The organism is Mogibacterium timidum ATCC 33093 (assembly GCF_000525775.1).
Lineage (GTDB): Bacteria > Bacillota > Clostridia > Peptostreptococcales > Anaerovoracaceae > Mogibacterium > Mogibacterium timidum.
In genome coordinates this window covers 1-21732 of sequence record NZ_JALU01000024.1, presented here as the reverse complement: position 1 = coordinate 21732, position 21732 = coordinate 1, and the positions used below count along the sequence as shown (strand labels likewise).

Annotated in this window: 15 protein-coding genes and 2 other RNA genes; 3 read left to right on the top strand and 14 right to left on the bottom strand. The window is 44.7% G+C overall.

Going from position 1 to position 21732, the window contains the following annotated elements:
• Nucleotides 1-8: 8 nt before the first annotated feature.
• The 14 genes from polA to HMPREF0581_RS06325 form a co-directional block, all read right to left on the bottom strand.
• Nucleotides 9-2615, bottom strand: coding sequence for a DNA polymerase I (gene polA / locus HMPREF0581_RS06380; RefSeq protein ID WP_036381491.1), 2607 nt, complete (start codon nt 2613-2615; stop codon nt 9-11).
• Nucleotides 2616-2649: 34 nt separating this feature from the next.
• Nucleotides 2650-4014, bottom strand: a complete 1365-nt coding sequence (locus HMPREF0581_RS08365) for a P1 family peptidase (protein WP_051426961.1) — start codon at nt 4012-4014, stop codon at nt 2650-2652.
• A 147-nt stretch (nt 4015-4161) separates the two neighbouring features.
• Nucleotides 4162-4357: non-coding RNA, 6S RNA (ssrS, locus tag HMPREF0581_RS08600), on the bottom strand.
• A gap of 73 nt (nt 4358-4430) precedes the next feature.
• The gene (locus tag HMPREF0581_RS06370) at nt 4431-5156 is read right to left on the bottom strand and encodes a YebC/PmpR family DNA-binding transcriptional regulator (RefSeq protein ID WP_009644674.1); all 726 of its coding nucleotides are present in this window, start codon (nt 5154-5156) and stop codon (nt 4431-4433) included.
• 59 nt (nt 5157-5215) lie between these two features.
• A complete protein-coding gene (locus HMPREF0581_RS06365; RefSeq protein WP_036381488.1) occupies nt 5216-9529 on the bottom strand; it encodes a 2-hydroxyacyl-CoA dehydratase in 4314 nt (1437 codons plus the stop codon).
• Nucleotides 9530-9592: 63 nt separating this feature from the next.
• An RNA gene (gene rnpB, locus HMPREF0581_RS08400) (RNase P RNA component class A) lies at nt 9593-9940 on the bottom strand.
• A gap of 57 nt (nt 9941-9997) precedes the next feature.
• Nucleotides 9998-11068, bottom strand: a complete 1071-nt coding sequence (locus HMPREF0581_RS06360) for a YkvI family membrane protein (protein ID WP_009644816.1) — start codon at nt 11066-11068, stop codon at nt 9998-10000.
• A complete protein-coding gene (locus HMPREF0581_RS08360; RefSeq protein ID WP_009644807.1) occupies nt 11061-11801 on the bottom strand; it encodes a tRNA (adenine(22)-N(1))-methyltransferase in 741 nt (246 codons plus the stop codon). Before HMPREF0581_RS08360 ends, HMPREF0581_RS06360 begins: the two co-directional genes overlap by 8 nt.
• Nucleotides 11802-11803: 2 nt before the next feature.
• Nucleotides 11804-12955, bottom strand: coding sequence for an RNA polymerase sigma factor RpoD (gene rpoD, locus HMPREF0581_RS06350; RefSeq protein WP_009644733.1), 1152 nt, complete (start codon nt 12953-12955; stop codon nt 11804-11806).
• 3 nt (nt 12956-12958) lie between these two features.
• Nucleotides 12959-14719, bottom strand: a complete 1761-nt coding sequence (dnaG, locus tag HMPREF0581_RS06345) for a DNA primase (RefSeq protein ID WP_051426960.1) — start codon at nt 14717-14719, stop codon at nt 12959-12961.
• 42 nt (nt 14720-14761) lie between these two features.
• Entirely contained in the window at nt 14762-15781 is a 1020-nt protein-coding gene (locus HMPREF0581_RS06340) for a deoxyguanosinetriphosphate triphosphohydrolase (RefSeq protein WP_009644844.1), read from the bottom strand.
• The gene (dut, locus tag HMPREF0581_RS06335) at nt 15782-16216 is read right to left on the bottom strand and encodes a dUTP diphosphatase (protein WP_009644789.1); all 435 of its coding nucleotides are present in this window, start codon (nt 16214-16216) and stop codon (nt 15782-15784) included.
• Between the two features lie 84 nt (nt 16217-16300).
• Nucleotides 16301-17530: a M16 family metallopeptidase gene (locus HMPREF0581_RS06330; protein ID WP_036381485.1), complete on the bottom strand. Its 1230-nt coding sequence runs from the start codon at nt 17528-17530 to the stop codon at nt 16301-16303.
• 8 nt (nt 17531-17538) lie between these two features.
• Nucleotides 17539-18060, bottom strand: a complete 522-nt coding sequence (locus HMPREF0581_RS06325; RefSeq protein WP_009644791.1) for a hypothetical protein — start codon at nt 18058-18060, stop codon at nt 17539-17541.
• Between the two features lie 68 nt (nt 18061-18128).
• Between HMPREF0581_RS06325 and pepF the strand changes: the two genes are divergently transcribed.
• From pepF to HMPREF0581_RS06310, 3 genes are read left to right on the top strand one after another with little or no spacing between them, the layout of a single operon-like run.
• Nucleotides 18129-19931: an oligoendopeptidase F gene (gene pepF / locus HMPREF0581_RS06320; protein ID WP_009644752.1), complete on the top strand. Its 1803-nt coding sequence runs from the start codon at nt 18129-18131 to the stop codon at nt 19929-19931.
• 14 nt (nt 19932-19945) lie between these two features.
• Complete coding sequence (locus HMPREF0581_RS06315; RefSeq protein WP_009644742.1) at nt 19946-20752, top strand: NAD(+)/NADH kinase; 807 nt, start codon at nt 19946-19948, stop codon at nt 20750-20752.
• A 36-nt stretch (nt 20753-20788) separates the two neighbouring features.
• On the top strand, nt 20789-21688 hold the full coding sequence (locus tag HMPREF0581_RS06310) for an RluA family pseudouridine synthase (RefSeq protein WP_036381482.1): 900 nt from the start codon (nt 20789-20791) through the stop codon (nt 21686-21688).
• Nucleotides 21689-21732 lie beyond the last annotated feature (44 nt).

Here is a 21732-nt window from a genome sequence, read left to right as displayed (position 1 = left end):
TTATACCCCTATTTTAAATCGTACCATGTGCTGCCGGTGTGCATGTCGCATAACAGCTTAACCTTTAGTTCGACAGCACCCTCCATATTACGCCTTAGCAGCTCTTTGACAACGTCAATCTCTTCATTGGCCGCTTCAATTATCAGCTCATCGTGAATTTGCAGGACGAGCTTTGATTTGAGTTTTCTATCCTCCAATTCCCTATAAACCCTGTTCATAGCCAGCTTTATGATGTCTGCCGCACTTCCTTGAATGGGAGTATTCATAGCAAGTCTGTGCGCTAGTTGACGCTCCATGTATTTGCGCGATGTGAACTCCGGTATCTGTCTGATACGTCCCATAATAGTCTTGACGGCATTGTCACGCTCTCCTATCCTGATCTGTTCATCAAGATATGCCTTTACAGCTTCGTGCTTAGCAAAATAGTCATCTATATACTTCTGCGCCTCGGCTCTGGAGATCATCAGCTCTTCGCTCAACCCGAATCCGCTCATGCCATAGATAACTCCGAAGTTAACCGCCTTAGCTCTGCTCCTGTCGAGAGCTGTGACCTTGTCAAGAGGTATATTGAAGACTCTTGAAGCAGTTATGCGGTGAATGTCCTCGTTGTTGTTAAAGGCATCTAAAAGCACCTCATCACCGCTGAGAGCCGCAAGAATACGCAATTCAATCTGTGAATAATCCGCGCCGATAAATGTATGATTATTGTCCTCAGCTACGAACGCCTTGCGTATATTTCTCCCGTATTCATCGCGGATAGGAATATTCTGCAGATTGGGCTCCGTACAACTGATACGTCCTGTAGCGGCGACAGTCTGATTGAAATGAGGATGAATTCTATTGTCATCACCAATTAGAGCGATAAGTCCATCGATGTAAGTGCTTCTCAGTTTTGTAGCCTTTCTGTACTTGAGAATATCGCCGATAATCGGATTGTCTGTCTGTAGCTTCTCCAGCACGTCGACGGAAGTCGAATACCCGGTCTTTTTCTTGCTGCGAGCGGGATATGGGATGCCCAGATCTTCAAAAAGTACTATTCCCAGCTGTTTGGGCGATTTGATATTGAACACCTTGCCGGCCTTATCGTAGATAGCGGACTCAAGTGCCGCGATCTTATCATCGAGCTCAACGCCGACCTGCTCGAGAACCGACTTATCAACACGTATTCCTGATGCCTCCATATCGGCCATTGTCTCAATCAGAGGTAACTCGCATTCGATATAGACCTTAGATAGATTGTTAGACTCAATAAGCTTGCGTTGCTCCACACAGACCATCCAAATATAATACAGCTGTGTCAGCTCATCTGCCGACTCATCATATGCAATCGCCGTATACTTGATCAGCATCTTGTCTATACCGTACCTGTTCCTGTTAGGATCGATCAGGTACTCAGCGATTAAATCATCATGTACAATGCGCACACCTCTGATCTCGTAACGAAGCATTGAATATAGCAACGGCTTCAGGTCATATCCGATATATCTATAGCCTTGATTTGCAAGAATAGTTAAAGCGGTTGATACGTTGAGCGGGGATAGCGTCAGCTCTGTGTACAGCTTATCGACATAAGACAGAAGCATTAGCCTTTTCAGTTCAGGAAGACCGGTGTGGTTGTTATCTCCTTCGTACAGGACGACAACCTCACTGCCGGCAGATACTTTAGCGTAAAACTTAGACGGATCAACTCGTTTGAATTTGGCCAGCTCCGAGCTGATATCTGCGCCTGAATTTAACACCTCTTCTTCGGCAGCGCTGCTGCTCAACCGCAGCTTTTTGATTAAGCTGTTGAATTCAAGCTCTCTGTACACTTTGATCAGAGTTTCATAATCAGGCTCAACGTATCTCAGATCATCAAAATCGTATGCTACGGGAACTTCACGCATGATTGTTGCCAAAGCTTTGGACAGTCTTGCCATCTCGATATTGGCTCTGATGTTATCACCCATCTTGCCCTTAATCTCATCAGCATGTTCTATTACGCCTTCAACTGAGCCGTACTCCTTGAGCAGAGCTATTCCTTTTTTCTCACCAATGCCGGGAACGCCCGGAATATTGTCTGATTTATCACCCATCAAGCCTTTTAAATCTATAAATTGCAGCGGTGTAAGAGAGTATCTCTCGAATATAGCCTCCTCGTCATACATTGTAAACTCTGTCATACCCTTTTTATTGATGACTACCTTTGTGTTTTCGTCTACCAGCTGAAGCTCGTCCTTATCACCGGTGATTACTATAGATTCAATGCCCATGCGGGAAGCATCCGCCGTAATAGTACCTATCAGATCATCTGCCTCATATGACTCCTTTTCGAACACCCTGATATTCATAGCATGCAGGACATCGTGCATAAGAGGAATCTGTGAGAGCAATTCAATCGGCGTCTGCTGTCTTCCGGCTTTATATTCGCTGTACTGCCGATGTCTGAAGGTCTCCGACTTCATGTCGAAGCACACCGCTATGTAGTCGGGAGTGTAGTCGGACGTAATTTTATTTAGCATATTGATAAAGGCGTACACACCGTGCGTGTACACCCCATCCTTTGTCATCATTGGCCTCATAGCGAAATATGCTCTGAAGAGCAAGCTATTGCCATCTATTATTACTAGTCTCATTGTCAGTTTCCCTCTTAAATCTTAAATAAGAATTTTATTTGCCGATTATTGAACGCGAAGACTTCAGACCATAAGCGTCCGTGGCGGCAAGCGCGCTATCGATAACGCTGTACTGAAGTATATCTGTGGCGAGTGCTGCAAATGCGTCGAAGTTGACCTCAATCTGATTTGTGCTCATCACGAATATTGCATCACCGTCTAACGTACTGTGTACCGGCTTAATCGCTCTTGCATAGCCGTCATGCAGAATTGAAGCGAGCTTGTTAGCTTGAGGCTTAGTCAGCTTAGCGTTGGTAATTAAGCATGAAATGGTTGTGTTAAATGGTACATCATAGCCCATCTCCTCTATAGTAATTGGCTCATATTCAGGCTTATCAGATCCTGCATCATCCAGTTCGGCTTGTAATTCTTCAATCCTGGCTTCAATATCATTAACCTCACCACTTGTATCGGGGTCAACAGAAGTTACTTCAGCATTAGATATAGAAGCATCGGCTACGGCACTTGCGGATTCTGGCTCAGCACGCGCCGATAAAGATTCGGCTTTGGCTTGTAACGGAACTTGAGATTCTAATGTCGATTTTATTGCCGCTTCGGTGAGATAATCAGCCTTATTCTCTACAGAAGCTTCTACGGCCAAATCAACTTCTTCACCGTTGTCAAATTTAAATGTTGTGTTTACATCCCCTCTCTTAAATGGATCTCTGATATCTGGAGCTTCAGGACCGGCTTCTCCGTGAACATGGTTCTTCATCACAGAGATCGAACCCTTGATATAACACTTATCCTTGCTCAGAAGACCTGCAATTATGTTGTTATTGCCGTTGTACACGTCCCCCAAAGCATTGACAGCGGCGATTGCCCCGACTTCAAGCACACCGTCGGAGCATGCGAAGGTACCGAGAGATGATTTCATAGCCCTGTCCATACCGTATAACTTTCCAACAGATGCGCCGGTTCCGGCTCCATGGTTGCCGTGCTCGAATTTGTCTTCATATGCGCTGATGCATGCCTGCTTTCCCATCTCAACATCAGGTCTCACATCGGCGCTTCCCACATCTAGATCATACAGGGATGCTTGTGTGACAATCGGTATGCATCTGTCCCCCATATTAAAGCCTACGCCTTTGTCTTCGAGGTATTTCATTACTCCTGCTCCTGCTTCCAAGCCAAATGCGCTGCCGCCGCTCAGGACAACTGCGTTGATGAACTGGACGGTGTTTTCTGATTTTAGCAAATCAGTTTCACGAGTAGCCGGACCTCCTCCTCTGATATCAACCCCGGCGACTGCTCCTTCTTCCGATATGATAACTGTACAACCAGTACCTGTAGCCTGATTTTCGGCATTTCCAAGCTTGAACCCTTTGATTTCCTTTACGTCAATTCTCTTAAAGCCCATTTTCCGATACCTTTCGCTTTGATTCTTATTAAATTACACGTCAAGCGGATATAAAACAGCAAGTATATATCAATTCATCACATTATAGCATGTAATTATTGTAATTAAAATAACAGCCTCGTCCAAAGACGAGGCTTGCGTTTAAAGCAAAGATCCGAAATACCGTCATGCTCTTAATTGACGCCCTATCGAAAGATAAGGTGGGTACTTCCTGTCGCTATTCAGTAATTCCCGGATATATCGGAAACCCGATAATCGAGTATATCGCCTAGCAGCGAACGCGGAATCCCGTGCAAGAAGTGTAGGTTCAATTAATGATACACAACGCATATCCCAGAACTTATATTTAAATTATAGTGCCAATTAATTATATTTCAATACTTGAAATATCGATCGATTAGTGATTGGAAACCAGACTACTCTACATCAGGTAAATCGCAGTTATACGACACCTTCTGAACGTCGTCATTGTCCTCCAGCGTATCGATCAGCTTGTGTAAGGCCTTAATTGAGGCTTCATCATCTACGTTTGATTCCATCGAGGGAATAAACTCAACCTCAGACTCAACAATCTCATAACCGGAGGCCTTGAGTGCATCGAGAACTGTATGGAAATCGGCAGCTTCCGTTCTGATCTCGAGGTTATCCTCGTTGACAATCATATCCTCGGCACCGGCTTCAAGCGCTTCCATCATAACAGAGTCTTCATCGAGTCCGTCAGCCTTAGCGATGACGATGACACCCTTTCTTGAGAACATGTATGATACGCATCCGGGAGTTCCGAGATTACCGCCGTTTCTGTCAAATGTAGATCTGATAAATGCAGCGGTTCTATTTTTGTTATCTGTAAGTGCCTCGACAATAACAGCAACCCCTGATGGACCGTATCCTTCAAATACCAGCTCTTCATACGACTCACCTGCTAACTCGCCGGTTCCTTTCTTGATAGCTCTGCTGATGTTATCGTTAGGCATGCCGATTGCCTTTGCTTTGTCGATTGCAACTCTAAGCGATGAGTTAAACTCTGGGTCGCCACCCTCCTTAGTCGCAACAATAATCTGTCTTGTATACTTAGTGAACATTGCTGCTCTTCTTGCGTCCTGCGCAGATTTTCTACCTGCTATTGTGCCATGTCTACCCACAGGTGGCACCTCCTTCTATCTAATTTCTAACAATTTGCCGTAACATGATAGCATAAGCCCTAATTCTTTTCAAGATTCTTAAATGCAGTCGACATCATCATCTTGATTCTGTTGAGCTGATTTACGTTGCTGGCACCGGGATCGTAGTCGATAGCTACGATGTTGGCATCCTCGTCATAGCTGCGCATAACCTTAATCATGCCCTTTCCGGTAACATGATTAGGCAGGCAGGCGAACGGCTGCAGACAGAGAATGTTTTTGACTCCGGAGTTGATGAGGTCAACCATCTCTCCAGTTAAAAGCCATCCCTCTCCGCACTGGTTTCCGACGGACAATATGTGCTCAGCGTTCTCAGCTGTTTCCTCGATGTAATCATCGGGTTCAAATCGCTTGCTGTCTCGGCAAGCCTGCCTTACGAATTCTCTATAATGTTCAACAGCCTTGAGCGCAGCACTGTTGTAGATCATTTCCTTGCGTGAACCTGAGAGGTTCTTGAAGTTAAAGGTCTTGTTGAGCATGCCGTACTCAAAGAATCCGATGAAGCTCGGAACAACGGCTTCTCCTCCCTCAGCCTCGATTATTTCAACCAGATTGTTGTTGGCATTCGGGTGGTATTTAACGAGTATCTCCCCTACGATCCCGATCTTTGGTTTTTTGATATCCTCGTATATTGGAAGATTATCGTATTCGCTCACAATCCGCTTGATGTTCTTCTTAAACGTACCTGTCTTACAATCCAGTACGTTGCTGACAATTCTGTCATACCACGAGTTCATAATCTTCTCTGCACTCCCCTTAACCGTTTCGTAAGGTCTGGTGCGGTATAAGCACTTCATGATCAAGTCTCCGTAGTTTACGGCAAACACAAGTCTAAGTGCCATCTTAGGAGTAATTTTAAATCCTGGATTCTTCTCAAGTCCTGCAGCATTAAATGAGATTACAGGAACCTGCTCCATGCCGAGATCTCTGAGAGCCTTACGGAGAAGTGCAACATAGTTGCTAGCCCTGCAGCCACCGCCGGTCTGCGACATGAATACCCCGACCTTATTGAGGTCGTATTTGCCGGACTTGAGTGCCGATATAATCTGACCAAGCGTAACTATAGTCGGATAGCAGGCATCGTTGTTGATATATCTCAAGCCCTCTTCTTCGGAGTTCCTGGTAGACTCCGGCAAAAGTTCAGCCCTGTAACCGGCGGCTTTCAGGATTGGGGCAAAGTACTGGAAGTGAACGGGCGACATCTGAGGGACAAGCAGAGTGTAATCCTCTTTCATCTCTCTAGTGAAGACAACGCGCTCGTAAGGTGTGTTTATGCCCTTTGTGTGAGCACCAGCCTTTTCTCTCTCATCCAGGGCTGCCTTAAGAGACCTGATTCTGATTTTGGCAGCTCCAAGATTTGAACCTTCGTCTATCTTGAGCACTGTATGCAGCTTGTTGTTTTTCCCAAGCAGCTCATCCACTTCGTCAGTAGTAACTGCATCCAGACCACAGCCGAACGAATTGAGCTGAACCAACTCGAGGTCATCGCGCTGCCCTGCAAACACAGCTGCGCGGTACAATCTCGAGTGATATGTCCACTGGTCGAGGACTCGTACATTTCTGGCAATTTCAATCTTATTGGCAATCGAATCTTCAGTCAATACAACCATATCCTGCTGGTTGATTACATTGTTGATGCCATGATTGATTTCAGGGTCAAGGTGATAGGGTCTGCCGGAAAGAATGATTCCCTTCTTGTTGTGCTCTTCCATGAATTTGAGGGCTTCGGTACCAAGCTTATCCATGTTATCCTTGAACTCGCGATACGCACTTCTGCCGGCTCTTATGGCTTTTCTCAGCTCGCTTCTGGAGATATTCATATCAAAAAGGCCGTATTCTCTAGTGTCGGTTTTAAATTTATTGATGATATCCGTGTTCCTGACTCTGTCGATATCTATCTTACGCTTACCAGAGAAAAACTTATGCAGCTCTTCAACCATTCTGTCATCATCATCATACGGCAGGAAAGGATGATAGAACTCGACTCCGTTGTCGTAGAACAGCTCAGCCATATTCTTGTCAATTACCTCAGGGTATGTAGCAACAATCGGGCAGTTATAATGGTTTGCTGCAGTCTTGTCTTCTATAACCTCAAAGTTGACGCAAGGATAGAATATCCTCTTAACTCCATTCTTGACAAGCCATTTGACATGACCGTGAGTGATTTTAGCCGGATAGCATGCAGTGTCAGATGAGATGCTGTCCATACCCGATTCATATAGCTTCTTGGAACTCTGTGGGCTTAGAACGATGCTAAACCCGAGCTTTGTGAAAAAACCGTGCCAGAACGGATAGTCCTCATACATGTTGAGCACTCTTGGGATTCCGATAACACCACGCTTCGCCTCGTCTGCCTTGAGATTGTATCTGCCGAACAGCAGTTTCATCTTCTCTTTGTACAGATCGGGATTGTTGTGAGGTTTAACAGTATCACCTGCTCCTCGTTCACATCTATTCCCCGAGACGTACTTGCTTCCATCCGAAAATGATGAAATCGTGAGCAGACAGTGGTTACCACACTTCTGACATCTGTCATTGCTTGTTTCAACAGAGAAGCTATCAAGCCCATCCTTGCTAAGAACGGTAGACCTATTACCTTCAACGTATTCGTTATAACCGATGATGGCCGCACCGTATGCACCCATCAAGCCGGAGGCATCCGGTCTAACGACATTCTTGCCTAGAATTAATTCGATACTGCGCAAAACCGCTTCATTGAGGAAGGTACCACCTTGAACGACGATTTTGTCGCCGGTTTCACGAGGATTCCTGAGCTTCATTACCTTGTACAGGGCATTTTTGATAACTGAATACGAAAGACCGGCTGAGATGTCGGCAACAGAAGCACCCTCCTTCTGAGCTTGCTTTACCTTAGAATTCATAAATACTGTGCATCTGGTACCTAAATCCACAGGACTACGCGATTCAAGCGCATATTCGGCAAAGTCCTCTACATTCGTATTTACTGATTTTGCAAAGGTTTCGATAAAGGAACCGCAACCAGCCGAACATGCCTCGTTGAGCATGATATTGTTTATGGCTCCATCCTTAATCTTCATGCACTTCATATCCTGACCACCGATATCCAGGATGAACGACACTCCCGGAAGAAATTCTTCTGCAGCCTTATAATGTGCCATCGTCTCAATTTCGCCGGCATCCAGTCTATATGCTGCCTTCACCAGCCCCTCTCCATAGCCGGTTACCACTGACCTTCCGATAAATGCAGCTTCAGGTATCCTGTCGTATATAGCATTCATGATGTTGTGTACTACGTTGAGAGGATCGCCCTCGTTGCTCTGATAATATTCGAAAACCAGCTCCTTATCTCTGTTGATGAGAGCTGCCTTGGTTGTCGTAGAACCTGCGTCGATGCCGAGGAACAAAGCACCTGACTGATTAGCAATGTCGGCTCTCTTGACTTTTGCCCCGGCGTGGCGGGCTCTAAACTCCGCGAGCTCGTTTTCGCTATTAAATAGCGGATCAAGATAAGCTGTTCCTCCGGCAGCAGCCGGATCAGCGTGACGAACTATGTCTATCAATTTTGCTAATGAAACTTTATTGGATTCATTCTTTGCAAGAATTGCAGCTCCAATTGCCACAAAATATTTTGCATTGTCCGGAAAAATAACCTCATCATCGCTGAGCTCCAGTGTTTCGACGAAGCGCTTTCTCAGCTCCGAGAGATACTGGAGCGGTCCACCAAGGAACGCGACATGTCCCTTGATCGGGTGACCGCAGGCAAGTCCGCTGATCATCTGATTTACAACTGCTTGAAATATGGAAGCTGCGATATCCGCAGTCTTGGCTCCGTCGTTAATAAGGGGCTGAATATCTGTCTTGGCAAATACACCGCACCTTGAAGCGATCGGATAAATCATTGTGTGCTCTTTGGCCGCTTCATTAAGTCCTTCCGCATCTGTATGAAGAAGGACTGCCATCTGGTCGATAAAAGCTCCGGTACCGCCGGCACATGCACCATTCATCCTCTGCTCGATAGTCGACTCAAAGAATGTGATCTTGGCATCTTCACCACCCAGCTCTATAGCGACGTCAGTCATCGGGATAATGGTCTCGATGGCCTTGCTGCAAGCTATCACCTCTTGTTCAAACTTTATTCTCAGTATCTGAGCTAATGCCATGCCGCCGGAACCGGTAATTACGGCATTTACTTCAATGTCGCCAAGCTCATCCTCCATATCACCGAGAAGTTCGGCAACTTTATCAAAAACATTCGACATATGACGCTCATATTTCGAATAAACGATATTATTTGAATCATCAAGAACGATTAGCTTAACCGTAGTTGATCCAACATCAATACCTAATCTCATATGTTACACCTAAAAAAGTCCCGATAGAGTATCGAGACGTCCCCTTACTCGTATCCCTAAATTAAAATGGGCAAACTATAAGCCGGGTTCTGTATTTGACGATCATCCATCTAGAACAGCTATTGCTAACTGCTTCAAGCGACTTACCTACCGGCTGCGACGGGCCGTCGCGTTTTATGCCTATCTTAGTCTTGCTCCGGATGGGGTTTACACGGCCATCATGTCTCCACGATGCCGGTGAGCTCTTACCTCACCATTTCAACCTTACCACGGCATTACCCGTTTCGGCGGAATGTTTCTGTTGCACTCTCCCTATAGTTACCTACGCCGGACGTTATCCGGCATCCTTGCCCTGCGGAGCCCGGACTTTCCTCATGGTGCACAGCACCATGCGATCATCCAGTTTACCCATTTCAGAATATAATAACACAAATACATTGTGTAAAATACGTAGTAATTGTGATGAATCTATTTTAATTCATTATTGACAATTCTTGTATTATTAATAAGTTCATTAAAGAAGTTTAATGATATCAACAGCAAAATTAGCCACCCTATGTATCCCTGTGCCGGGTACAGAACACCTACAATATCTTTAAAATCAGTTAGCCCGAGGACAAATCCGATGACAGCGCCGACAATCAGCACGTACTTTTTATACTTGCCCTTTTTTATGGTAGTGCTAAATCCGTAGTATGTGCTGCATGAAGTCTGATAAATCGCTCCCATGAGGGCAACTGCATATATATAACCAAATTTTCTATTGACTAAAGACGCCCATCCCACCATCGGAAGTCCTAATGTGCTCGAGTACTCCGGCCCCTTTAGAAGAACTGTCAGGAGCATCAGTGTAAGTCCGGTGAGAAAAGCTAACCCTAATGCTGCACCAAGATATGCATGTTTTGAGTTCTTGGCATTCACTGCAGAGGATCCGGCCATTGCGATCATACCGAGCGAATTATATGACAAGAACAGCAACGCGGACAGCTGCCAATTAGGAGATATGCCTCCGGGTTTGAAGGATTTACCCGCAGGAGCGTCTGTATGAACTGACAGAACCAATATAATCGCTAATATGCAGATAGCAAACAGCATAGGTACAAATCTCTTGAATACTTCCGATACTCTGGAAAAATCACCGAGAACTGTCAGCAGTGTAAGCACAGTGATGATTCCCCCGCCAATCCACTGAGGTATACCGAAGACCTGATTGACTAGAGCACCGCCGGCAGATGACATAGCGATTAGCATGGTGTAGTAGATAAATGCTAATATCACACCTATTGCCTTTGAGAGTCTCACGCTTTTGAAAGGAGATATCAATTCCCCGAGCATTATGGTGTTCTTGGAGATCGCAACATAGTTGAGCATGGCAGCTATCAGCAGAAAGCCTATTCCATTTAGAATAATTCCAATATATCCCTTGCTTCCAAATATGCCGAAAAATTGCCAGCATTCTCTGCCGGAGGCAAATCCGGCACCCATAATTACGCCTACATACATCGTGGCAACGCCGATAAAATTAAGTCGCTTATTCATCTATCTCACCCTTTAATTCACGCAGGTATTTAAGCTCGGACTTCACAAGTCTAATGCGATTGCCATTATCTTCTCTGCTTCTGCGCAGGTTATTAATCTCCTGAACATGGTTATTTATAGCATGTTGAAGACGATTCAGAACTACTCGCTTTTCGCTTTGCAGTATAACCCTCGGGTATCTCCAACGAATGTCCGATTTGCTATAGGGCAGCTCTCTTATTGTGAATAAACCGGAATATTTATCCGTCAAACATATCTCTCCTCTGAGCGCGACAATAACTTCACACGAGAAATTTCCCTCCATGACGAGCAAATCCGTAATAATGTCGAAGCCTTTTTCATACAGGAAGCTCCTGACACAGCCACTGTTATTTCTAGGCTGCAAAATCAGCTTTTTGAAACTGTACAGCTTATCAGTCTCCGATAATATATCAACTATCGTAAGTCCACCGAGGCCAGCTATTATAACATCATCTACTTCACCGGCTTTAATAACATCAAGTCCGTTACCAACCCTAAATGCAGATTCCGGCATGACTATGTTGGCATTTTGAAAGCTGGATCTAGCCTTGGATAGCGATTCTTCACTTATGTCACACATAATCACTGACGGTGAAGTCTGACTTTTGTATAGAATTAACGGGACATAGGCATGGTCAGTGCCTATGTCCGCAACAGTCTCACCTTCAGCGACAGCTGCGCAAATAGCTTTGATTCTGTCACTAGCCTTCATATTTACTCCAAGTAATCTCTAAGCTTCTTGCTCCTGCTCGGGTGGCGAAGCTTTCTGAGAGCTTTAGCTTCAATCTGTCTAATACGCTCTCTGGTAACATTAAACTCTTTACCGACCTCCTCGAGTGTACGCGGTCTGCCGTCCTCGAGTCCGAATCTTAGCATCAGTACCTTTTTTTCTCTCTCTGACAGTGTGTCGAGTACCTCCATAAGCTGTTCCTTGAGCATCGAATAAGCTGCAGCCTCAACCGGTGCCGGCACATCATCATCCGGAATAAAGTCTCCGAGATGGCTATCCTCTTCTTCGCCGATTGGGGTTTCAAGCGAAACCGGGTCTTGCGAAATTTTCTTAATCTCTCTAACCTTTTCCACCGTAATACCCATTTCCTTAGCGATTTCCTCTGAAGTTGGTTCGCGCCCTAGTTCCTGCAGCAGCTGTCTGGAAATTCTAATCAGCTTGTTGATAGTCTCAACCATGTGCACAGGAATTCTGATCGTTCTGGCCTGGTCAGCAATCGAACGTGTAATGGCCTGTCTAATCCACCAAGTTGCATAAGTCGAAAACTTATAGCCTTTGGTGTAATCAAATTTGTCAACGGCTTTTATCAGTCCAAGGTTGCCTTCCTGAATCAAATCGAGGAAGCTCAGACCTCTATTGAGGTATCTCTTAGCAATGCTGACGACCAGACGGAGATTGGACTCGCAGAGCTTTTTCTTAGCATCTTCGTCTCCCTGTTCCATGCGGATTGCGAGCTCTCTCTCCTGTTCTCCGGTCAGCAGCGGTACCTTTCCGATCTCCTTGAGGTACATTCTGACGGCATCATCGGTAGGAAGAGATTTAGGAACTGTAGCATCAACATCGATCTCTCCGTTGTTTTTAAGCACAACCCCATCAGCTGAGTCATCCTCATCCTCGACATCATCAAGCTCATTGCCATTAGGCTCCCTAGTGTCGACAATACTGATGCCGTTCTTCTCAACCAGATCATAAACCTCATCAATCTGGTCTTTATTGAGCTTAATCTTTGATAGATGCTCTCCAATTTCAGCAAGTGTAATCTCATTACCCGTGTTCTCGGAGAGCTTCATGATCTCCTCGACAGCCTGTTCAACGCGCTCATTTGCAGTTGCTTCGCCTGTTTCCTTTTTTGGCATGTTCTACCTGACCTTTCTTCTTTTAGTTTCTATATCTTGTAGCTGCAGCGCAAGACGTGAGATCTCTTCTTCATTTCCCAGCTTCTCTGCGACTGCAATCGCGTTTTGAAGCTCTATTATCTTTTCCCCATATTGCATCTGCATATACTTGACGTAACATTCTCTATAGTACGAAGCTTCATCCGCACCTATTCTTATATTTGAGAGCAGGTTCCGAAGCTTCTTTTCATCCTCAGGATCCACTTCTTTATATACATCCTCTATCCGTATTTCCGAAGCAGCTTTTCCACTGATTAACTTCTCGGCAATCTCAAAAAACTGCTGGCCTATGCCGGTTCTGAACTCAATGCCGTCCTCAGCAAATTGCCCGAGAAAACGCGCATCCCTTGTCAGCAGATAGAGTAACGACAGTTCTATGCGCTCGTCATTACTGTATTTTAAACGAATGCGATCTTGTCTGTCAGAAAGGCGGTTATTGTTATATCCGTATCTTCTTGACCCTTCAGCTGAAGCAAGCTCCGTGTGAATTGCATGCTCAGAGATATCAAACTCTGTAGCCAATTTTTTGATATACAGATCCTGTTCGACGGCTCCGAGCTTTTTGAGAATAGGCACACAACTGCGCACGTACTCAATCAACTCGAGATTGTCGTCAAGGTTGAAATTCTTCTTAATCATCTCCAGTGAGAAATCAGTGGCCGGCAACGCCCCTGTTACCAGCTTTAAAAATTCCTCCTTGCCATATTTTTTGACGAATTCATCAGGATCCTTACCGCCTTTAATTTGGAGTATCCTGACGTTAGCGTGCACTGTGCGCATTACATCAATACCTCTGAGTGCCGCCTTGATACCGGCACTGTCGGAATCGTATGATAACACGACATTCTTGGTGTATCTGGTGATCAATTGGCATTGATTCTCCGTCAATGCGGTTCCAAGCGAAGCGACAACATTACGAACGCCACTCTGATAAAGAGAAATAGCGTCCATATATCCTTCGACCATCAGGACTTGATCGTCCTTTCCAATGTACTTTTTGGTGAAGTTTAGTCCGTATAGATTGTTCTTCTTGAGGAACACATCACTCTCCGAAGAATTGAGGTATTTAGGTATCTCATCACCAAGCGCCCTGCCTCCAAAGCCTATGATCTTACTCTGAGTGTTGAAGATAGGAAACATGACTCGTCCGCGAAATTTGTCATACAGACCTTTCTTGCCCTTATTGACAAGCCCCAGCTTGAGCATATCCTCGTCGGACACGCCTTTATCTCGCAAATAGTCATAAAGGTTATTCCATGAATTAGGCGAGTATCCCAGACCAAAATGGCGAATAGTGTCATCACTAAGTCCGCGCTTATGGATATACGTGTATCCAGGGTTAGCATGCTTCGTCAGATTATCAAAGAAAAATCTGGCAGCCATGGAGTTTATCTCGTAGTAGTGAGTCAAATCAACTTTCTTATGACCACCACGCTTAGGAAGCTCGATGTTGTACTCTTCTGCCAGCTTTTCGCATGCCTCCATAAATTCGAGGTTGTTATATCGCTGAACGAAGTGAATAACGTCACCTTTCTCTCCACAGCCAAAGCAGTTGAATATCTGTTTTTGCTCGTTGACCATAAAGGATGGTGTCTTCTCATTGTGAAAGGGACACAGTCCTTTGTAATTGCTACCAGCACGCTTGAGGGGGACTTCACGTCCGATGACATCTACAATATTGACTTTCGATTTAATCTCATCTACAAAATTGCTGTTGAATGCCATAGTCTCTCCTTACTGCTCTAGGCTTGTGCGCAAAATAAATCATTATTTAAAATCTGTCCAGCCGCGAGGAACGAAAAGTTCTGAATATAGAGATATCGCATAGCGATCTGTCATACCCGCAACATAATCCTTAACTGCAATCCCGGTTCCATCCTCCGATGCAACCTCGCGATAAAGCTCGGGCATTTTGGCAGGATGCTGAACGAAATAATCATAGAGTGCAGTGATGACGACTTCGACTTTATTCATATCTTCCTCTTTCTTAACAAGTTCGCTGCAATATACATTATCAAACATATATTTTCGAAGATGTAAAAGCGCGTCGTTATAATCAGGGCTAAGCTTGATGACATCCTTCCCATCACTTGTTCTGGCGAGGTCCGTTATCAGATTATTGATGCGCATACTATGCGAATGACCGAGAATATCAAGATCCTCGGCAGGTAAATCTGCAGCACTGATAACATTGCTGCGAATCGCATCGTCAATATCGTGATTAATATAGGCGATTCTGTCGCTAATCTTGACGATCTGACCTTCCAGTGTGATAGGGATTACTGCACCGCGATGATTCAGAATCCCGTCCCGTACCTCCTTTGTAAGGTTAAGCCCTATTCTTTTGGCAGTACATTCAAGGCGCTCGACTGTTCGCAAGCTCTGCTCGTTGTGACGGAAGCCACCCTCGTGAATGCGGTTGAGCACATCCTCGCCGTTGTGACCGAATGGAGTGTGCCCTAAATCATGACCCAGAGCAATCGCCTCGGTCAAATCTTCGTTGTAATTGAGAATTCTGGCTATAGTCCTCGCAACCTGGGCAACTTCAAGGGTATGTGTTAATCTCGTCCGATAGTGGTCTCCTTCGGGTGCGAGAAATACCTGAGTCTTGTGCATAAGCCTCCGAAATGCCTTTGAATGAATAATTCTATCACGGTCACGTTGATAGTCCGTACGGAAGTCGCACTTTTCTTCGGGAACCTCTCTGCCGGCGGATGCCAGAGCTTTGGATGCTCTTGCATCGAGCAGTTCATATTCACGCTCTTCAAGCTCTTGTCTTAATAGCATCTATCCCTTTACCCCTGTGTGTCCAAAACCGCCTGCACCGCGTTCAGTATCATCCAGTTCTTCGACTAAAACCGGCTCAACTCTCTCATAAGCGGCAATTACAAGCTGAGCAACTCTGTCTCCGTTATGAACAGTAAATTCTTCACTTCCAAAGTTTATCATCGGTATCTTGAGCTCACCTCTGTAATCGGAATCGATCGTACCGATGCTGTTTACAAGCCCGATCCCATGCTTAATGGCAAGTCCCGACCTAGCCCTAACCTGACCTTCATAGCCTTCCGGAATCTGTATGAAAATACCGGTAGAAATTAAGCGTCTCTCCATAGGAGCCAGTGTAATGGATTCATCCAGATAAGCCCTGAGGTCCAGACCTGAAGCTCCGTCGGTAGCGTATCCCGGCAAAACACCGCTCCTTGAAATAACTTTCAGCTCCATAATTAATGATATCCTTTCTGTTTTATCGTTAGCGCTTCGACGATAAGTACGAAGTATATAGTAGCAAACTCATATATTTAACGGTTAATTTTTACCCGTAACATTAATTATGCTATATGAATCGTAATCAGCTATCATGTACTTGATAGCGTTAATATCGTCGAGTGTGATACGTTCAATTGTCTGAAGCACTTCAGAAGGTGAAATACACCGACCATATGTGAGCATATTTCGCCCATTAAATATCATCAGGCTCTGTACACTTTCCTGACTGAATATAAATCCGGACTTGAGCTGCTCCTTTGAGCTGTTGAACTCCATTAGGCTGATATCATCACCTTTGAGCCTGTCCAATTCTTCTCTGATAGCATCGAGAGCTTCCTGTGTTCTTTCCTTTGCAACTCCGGCCGAAATGATGAATACTCCAATATGCGCATAGAAGCCAGTCATGGCATAGACTGAATATGCCAGCCCTTTCTTGACACGGACATTTTGCATCAGACGCGAGGACATGCCTCCCCCCAGCAGATTGGATAAGAGCATCATCGGATATCTTCTGTCATCATCCGCCGGAAACAGCCTTACGCCCATAGCCAAATGCGACTGTTCAATCTCCTTGCGAATCTCCAGATAGCTGCCATCAGGAACCTTGGATATATTCTTGACTGTACTGTCTGCTCTGTGCTCCTTGAGGTTGTAAAACTTTTCGGCAAAGTACCCTATCACCTCCGCCTTGTCAAACGATCCCGCTATCGATACTACAATCTCGTCTCTTGTGTAGTGATTAAAATAGTACTCATTTAGCTTGTCATGATCAAACGAAGACACAGTTTCCTTGGTACCAAGCACCGGATGCGCCATTCTCATCCCCACATAAATACTGTCTTCAAGCATGTCAAACGCAACATCGTCAGGATCATCAGCATTCATGTTGATCTCTTCAACGATTACAAGCTTCTCCTTCTCAAGCTCGTCTGCCGGAAACGTCGGATGGCAGATCATGTCGGTAAGCACATCTGCTGTCGCACGAAAATGTTCATCAAGGCATTTTACATAAAAGCAGGTGGCTTCCTTGCCTGTAAAAGCGTTCATCTGACCGCCCAGACTGTCGATTTCGTTGACGATATCGAAGTGACTGCGGTTTTCCGTACCTTTAAAAAGCATATGCTCGATAAAATGAGATATCCCCTGCTCATCGTCATTCTCATTCACCGAGCCGTTGTTGCACCATATACCGATGGATAACGATCTCACTGAATCCATCGAATTTAGTATTAGTCTAACGCCCGAATCGAGCGCAATAACTTCCAGCATATGTCCTCCTAATTGTATTCAGCCTCTATGATGTCAGATACCTTGACCGAGTATGAATCTCCGACATATTGATATGCATCGTCAAAATTGTAATTACATTCGTCTCCTGTGAATCTCGATGCGCTCAAGTTGTATCGCGCATCCCTCACATTGAGTTCAATTCCCGACTCCTCGTCATGCACGTGATCCTCGAGTACGTACCAGCGTCTAAAATCATATATCGCTTGAGCGAGCGAAGAATAATCTTCATCCGTCATATATTCGTTGAAATTTCCCATTATACTGAGCTTTGCGGTATCGATGGTCACATACAATTCGGCAAGCTCATCCGGGATTACCTTGTTCCATTCGTCAAAGTATGATTCTAACATATCCGCGAGTTTTTCGAGCTCTATTTCCTTCAGCAAGGCTAAAATGAGATCACTGTCTATCATTTCATCTGCTTCCAACAGAGCTGACAGATTTTCGTAGTACTCGAACTCGTCGGGAGACTCAATATCCAATATTTCGTACAGCTTATCTCTGTCCATTAATTCACCTTTAAAATGATTTATGCTATAATGATACATCGTCAATTATAGCATAAGGAGTTAACTAAATGAATAAATACGAATCAAAAAACCGCTCCGAGATAGCGGCTTATGATAAATGGAATATTGAAGCTATGTATCCTGACGAATCAAAATGGGACGAGGATTTAACCTCCGCCCTAACCGAAAGTCAGGAATTCTCATCGCTTAGAGGAACGATTACATCATCCGCTTCGCATCTGCTGAACGCTCTCGACCTGTATGTCGATATTATGCGCAAGGCGGAAAATGCTTTTGTATACTCTCGCATGCGTCATGATGAGGACAATGCAAATTCAAAATACACTGAGATGAACAGCAAATCGTTATCAGTTGTAGCTCAGATATCAGCCAACCTGTCATTCTTCACGCCTGAACTCCTCGAAACCGACAAGGAGACTATTGACCGCTATGTCGCAGAGCTATCTGAACTCAAAGTTTATAAGTTTATGCTCGATTCCATCATGATCAGCAAACCGCACGTTCTCTCATCTGATGAAGAACGAATAATAGCGCAGCTGAGTGAGACGGCAAAAGCCCCGGACGAGATATATACGATGTTCAGCGATGCCGACTTAACATTTGGCACTGTTACAGATGATGACGGCAATGAGGTAGAGCTAACCCATGGCAATTACGTACAGCTCATGGAGTCGGAAGATCGCAACGTGAGAAAGCAAGCTTTTGAATTGCTTTATGGACGATATAAGGAATTTAACAATTCCATTTCGGTTATGTACAACTACAACGTCAAGCATGATGTGATTATGTCACGAATGCGCAAATATGAATCAACTCTCGACAGTGCGTTGTCTGGCGAATGCATCCCTATCTCCGTATACGAGAACCTTATTGATGCAGTGCACAGAAGCTTACCGGCTATGCATAGATATATGGAGCTCAGAAAGCGAGCCCTTGGGGTAGACGAGCTTAAAATGTACGATGTATACAGACCTCTGGTTAAACCCGAAGGCCTCAAGTGCAGCTTTGAAGAGGCTGTTGATATCGCATGCAAAGCACTCGCTCCTCTTGGTGAGGAATATGTCAGCGTGCTTCGCAAGGGCTTGACTGAAGAGCGCTGGGTGGATGTCTATGAGAATAAAGGCAAGACCTCGGGAGCATATAGTTTTGGCTCCTATGATAGCTACCCATACATTTTGATGAATTACAGCGGAGATCTCAGAGATGTGTTTACGCTTGTTCACGAAGGCGGGCACTCGATGCATTCGTATTACACGCGCAAGGAACAGCCATATATATATGGCAGTCATTCGATTTTTACTGCCGAGGTTGCGAGTACAGTGAATGAAACTTTGCTTATTCACTACTTGCTTCAGACCTCTGAATCTGACGATATGAAGAAGTATCTTGTCAACTTCTATATAGACGAATTTAAAGGGACTCTATTTAGGCAGACTATGTTTGCCGAATTTGAAAAGTTAGCCCATGAGCTTGTAGAAGCCGGCGGTTCGCTCACTGCAGAAACGCTGAATAAGGAGTATGACAAGCTCAACACTATGTACTACGGTTCTGCTATCGAGCACGATGACCTTATACAGTACGAGTGGTCGAGGATTCCACACTTCTACCGTGCGTACTACGTATATCAGTATGCAACAGGCTACTCTGCAGCAAACGCTATCGAAAACAGAATCCTCAACGGCGGAGAAGCAGAGCGCGATGATTATTTAAAATTCCTGACAACAGGAGATTCTAACCATCCTATAGAGCTGCTCAAGATTGCGGGCGTAGATATGAGCGCTGAGGAACCGGTTCTTTCTGCGTTATCAACATTCAATAACCTCGTTGCAGAGCTCGATGAGATGATCTAGATTGAGGGACTCAAATGAAACCGACAATGATATACATCTATAGTAATGATACGGGACTATCCAAGGCTACCAGAGCTGAGCTCGTTAAAGTTTTGGAAGCTCGTCAAATTGAAGTCGCTGATACGTACGACGAGTCAGTTGATTTGATTGCGTGCATTGGAGGAGACGGAACGTTCCTGAATTGCGCTCATGAGTGCAGATTGCCTGAAACTCCTATAATAGGAATAAATACAGGTCATCTCGGATTTTTTCAGGAGTTGATGCCCTCTCAGCTGGAGATGTTTGTGGAATATTTTGAACGCAGAGAATACACTATTGAAAAAATCAAGCCTATTAGAGCTTTGGTTACCGATAGAGACGGTGTGCACGAGCTTATCGGCATCAATGAAATACTTGTAATGGGGATGTACGCTAAACTTGCACACCTTGCCATCATCATGGATGATACTCCAATACAGGAGTTTATAGGTGATGGAATGCTGGTATCCACATCTGTTGGTTCTACGGCACACAACTATTCTCTTGGAGGCTCTCTGGTTGCACCACAGCTTGATGCTTTGCAGCTGACGCCTATGGCACCCTTGAACACCAGTGCATATAGGTGCTTTAGATCAAGCATACTCTACCCTGCTTCCAAAAAAGTACGAATGATTACTCGCAAAAGTACAGTCGGCGATAAGCTGCTGCTCGCTTATGACGGATTTACCAGAGAATTTAGCCGAGTTTCCAAAATTGACGTCACGCAGTCCGACAGCCAGATCCAACTGGTTAGGCTCCCGGGCTATGATTACTGGGAAAAGCTGAAGGGTAAATTACTATAAATAATGTAGAAAATACTATTAAAACAAGAGGAAATAATGGAAAAATACAATCACACCGTTACACAAGACGAGGTTGGACTCTCAATCAACCAGATTATCAAGGCCAACTTCAAATTCTCATCCAGATTTAAAACCAAGATGAAATATCAGCAGCTGGTTGATCTAAACGATATACAAACACCCGGATTCAAAAAACCTGAAGAAGGAGATGTGATTTCAATCAGACTGCCGCAAGAGACCAGTGATTTCCCGGTTGAGGATATTCCTGTCATTGTTCTGTATGAGGACGATGATCTGATGTTTATCAATAAACAGCCCGGTATTATAGTCCATCCTACCAAGGGGCATCCGCATCATACAATTGCAAACGGCATAATGAAATATATGCAGGATCACGATCAGAGTTATAAAATCAGGTTTGCGAACAGGATTGATATGGATACATCAGGTATTGTTATCGTAGCCAAGAACGCCAATGCTCAGAACGATATCTCACATCAGATGAGATCCAATACAGTACATAAGCAGTATATAGCTATAGTAAATGGGATTATCGATGAAGATGAATTTACTGTTCATGCTCCTATCGGCAGACCCAGAGAGGAGTCAATAAAGAGAACAGTTCTCGAAGAAGGCGGAAAAGACGCCATAACAGATGTACGTGTGTTAGAGAGATTTACAAATAACACATTAGTTGAGGTCACTCTCCATACGGGGCGGACGCACCAAATACGGGTTCATTTAAAGCATGTCGGCCATCCTATCACCGGAGACCGTCTATACGGCGGCGACGCACCGGGCCTGATGGAACGTCAGGCTTTACATGCGGCACAGATGACAGTTCGGCATCCTATGACAAAGGAGAAATTAACTGTAGAGGCGTCACTTCCGGCTTATAGGACAAAAAACGTGTTACAAAACCGCTATAGCCATTGAAATTTCAATGGCTATAGCGGTTTTATCTTTTTTGAAAGAAGATA

Excerpts from the sequence above, each read along its gene's own strand:
- polA (WP_036381491.1), bottom strand. The coding sequence starts at position 2,615 with ATGAGACTAGTAATAATAGATGGCAATAGCTTGCTCTTCAGAGCATAT.
- HMPREF0581_RS08365 (WP_051426961.1), bottom strand. The coding sequence starts at position 4,014 with ATGGGCTTTAAGAGAATTGACGTAAAGGAAATCAAAGGGTTCAAGCTT.
- HMPREF0581_RS06365 (WP_036381488.1), bottom strand. The coding sequence starts at position 9,529 with ATGAGATTAGGTATTGATGTTGGATCAACTACGGTTAAGCTAATCGTT.
- HMPREF0581_RS06360 (WP_009644816.1), bottom strand. The coding sequence starts at position 11,068 with ATGAATAAGCGACTTAATTTTATCGGCGTTGCCACGATGTATGTAGGC.
- HMPREF0581_RS08360 (WP_009644807.1), bottom strand. The coding sequence starts at position 11,801 with ATGAAGGCTAGTGACAGAATCAAAGCTATTTGCGCAGCTGTCGCTGAA.
- rpoD (WP_009644733.1), bottom strand. The coding sequence starts at position 12,955 with ATGCCAAAAAAGGAAACAGGCGAAGCAACTGCAAATGAGCGCGTTGAA.
- dnaG (WP_051426960.1), bottom strand. The coding sequence starts at position 14,719 with ATGGCATTCAACAGCAATTTTGTAGATGAGATTAAATCGAAAGTCAAT.
- HMPREF0581_RS06340 (WP_009644844.1), bottom strand. The coding sequence starts at position 15,781 with ATGCTATTAAGACAAGAGCTTGAAGAGCGTGAATATGAACTGCTCGAT.
- dut (WP_009644789.1), bottom strand. The coding sequence starts at position 16,216 with ATGGAGCTGAAAGTTATTTCAAGGAGCGGTGTTTTGCCGGGATACGCT.
- HMPREF0581_RS06330 (WP_036381485.1), bottom strand. The coding sequence starts at position 17,530 with ATGCTGGAAGTTATTGCGCTCGATTCGGGCGTTAGACTAATACTAAAT.
- HMPREF0581_RS06325 (WP_009644791.1), bottom strand. The coding sequence starts at position 18,060 with ATGGACAGAGATAAGCTGTACGAAATATTGGATATTGAGTCTCCCGAC.
- pepF (WP_009644752.1), top strand. The coding sequence starts at position 18,129 with ATGAATAAATACGAATCAAAAAACCGCTCCGAGATAGCGGCTTATGAT.
- HMPREF0581_RS06315 (WP_009644742.1), top strand. The coding sequence starts at position 19,946 with ATGAAACCGACAATGATATACATCTATAGTAATGATACGGGACTATCC.
- HMPREF0581_RS06310 (WP_036381482.1), top strand. The coding sequence starts at position 20,789 with ATGGAAAAATACAATCACACCGTTACACAAGACGAGGTTGGACTCTCA.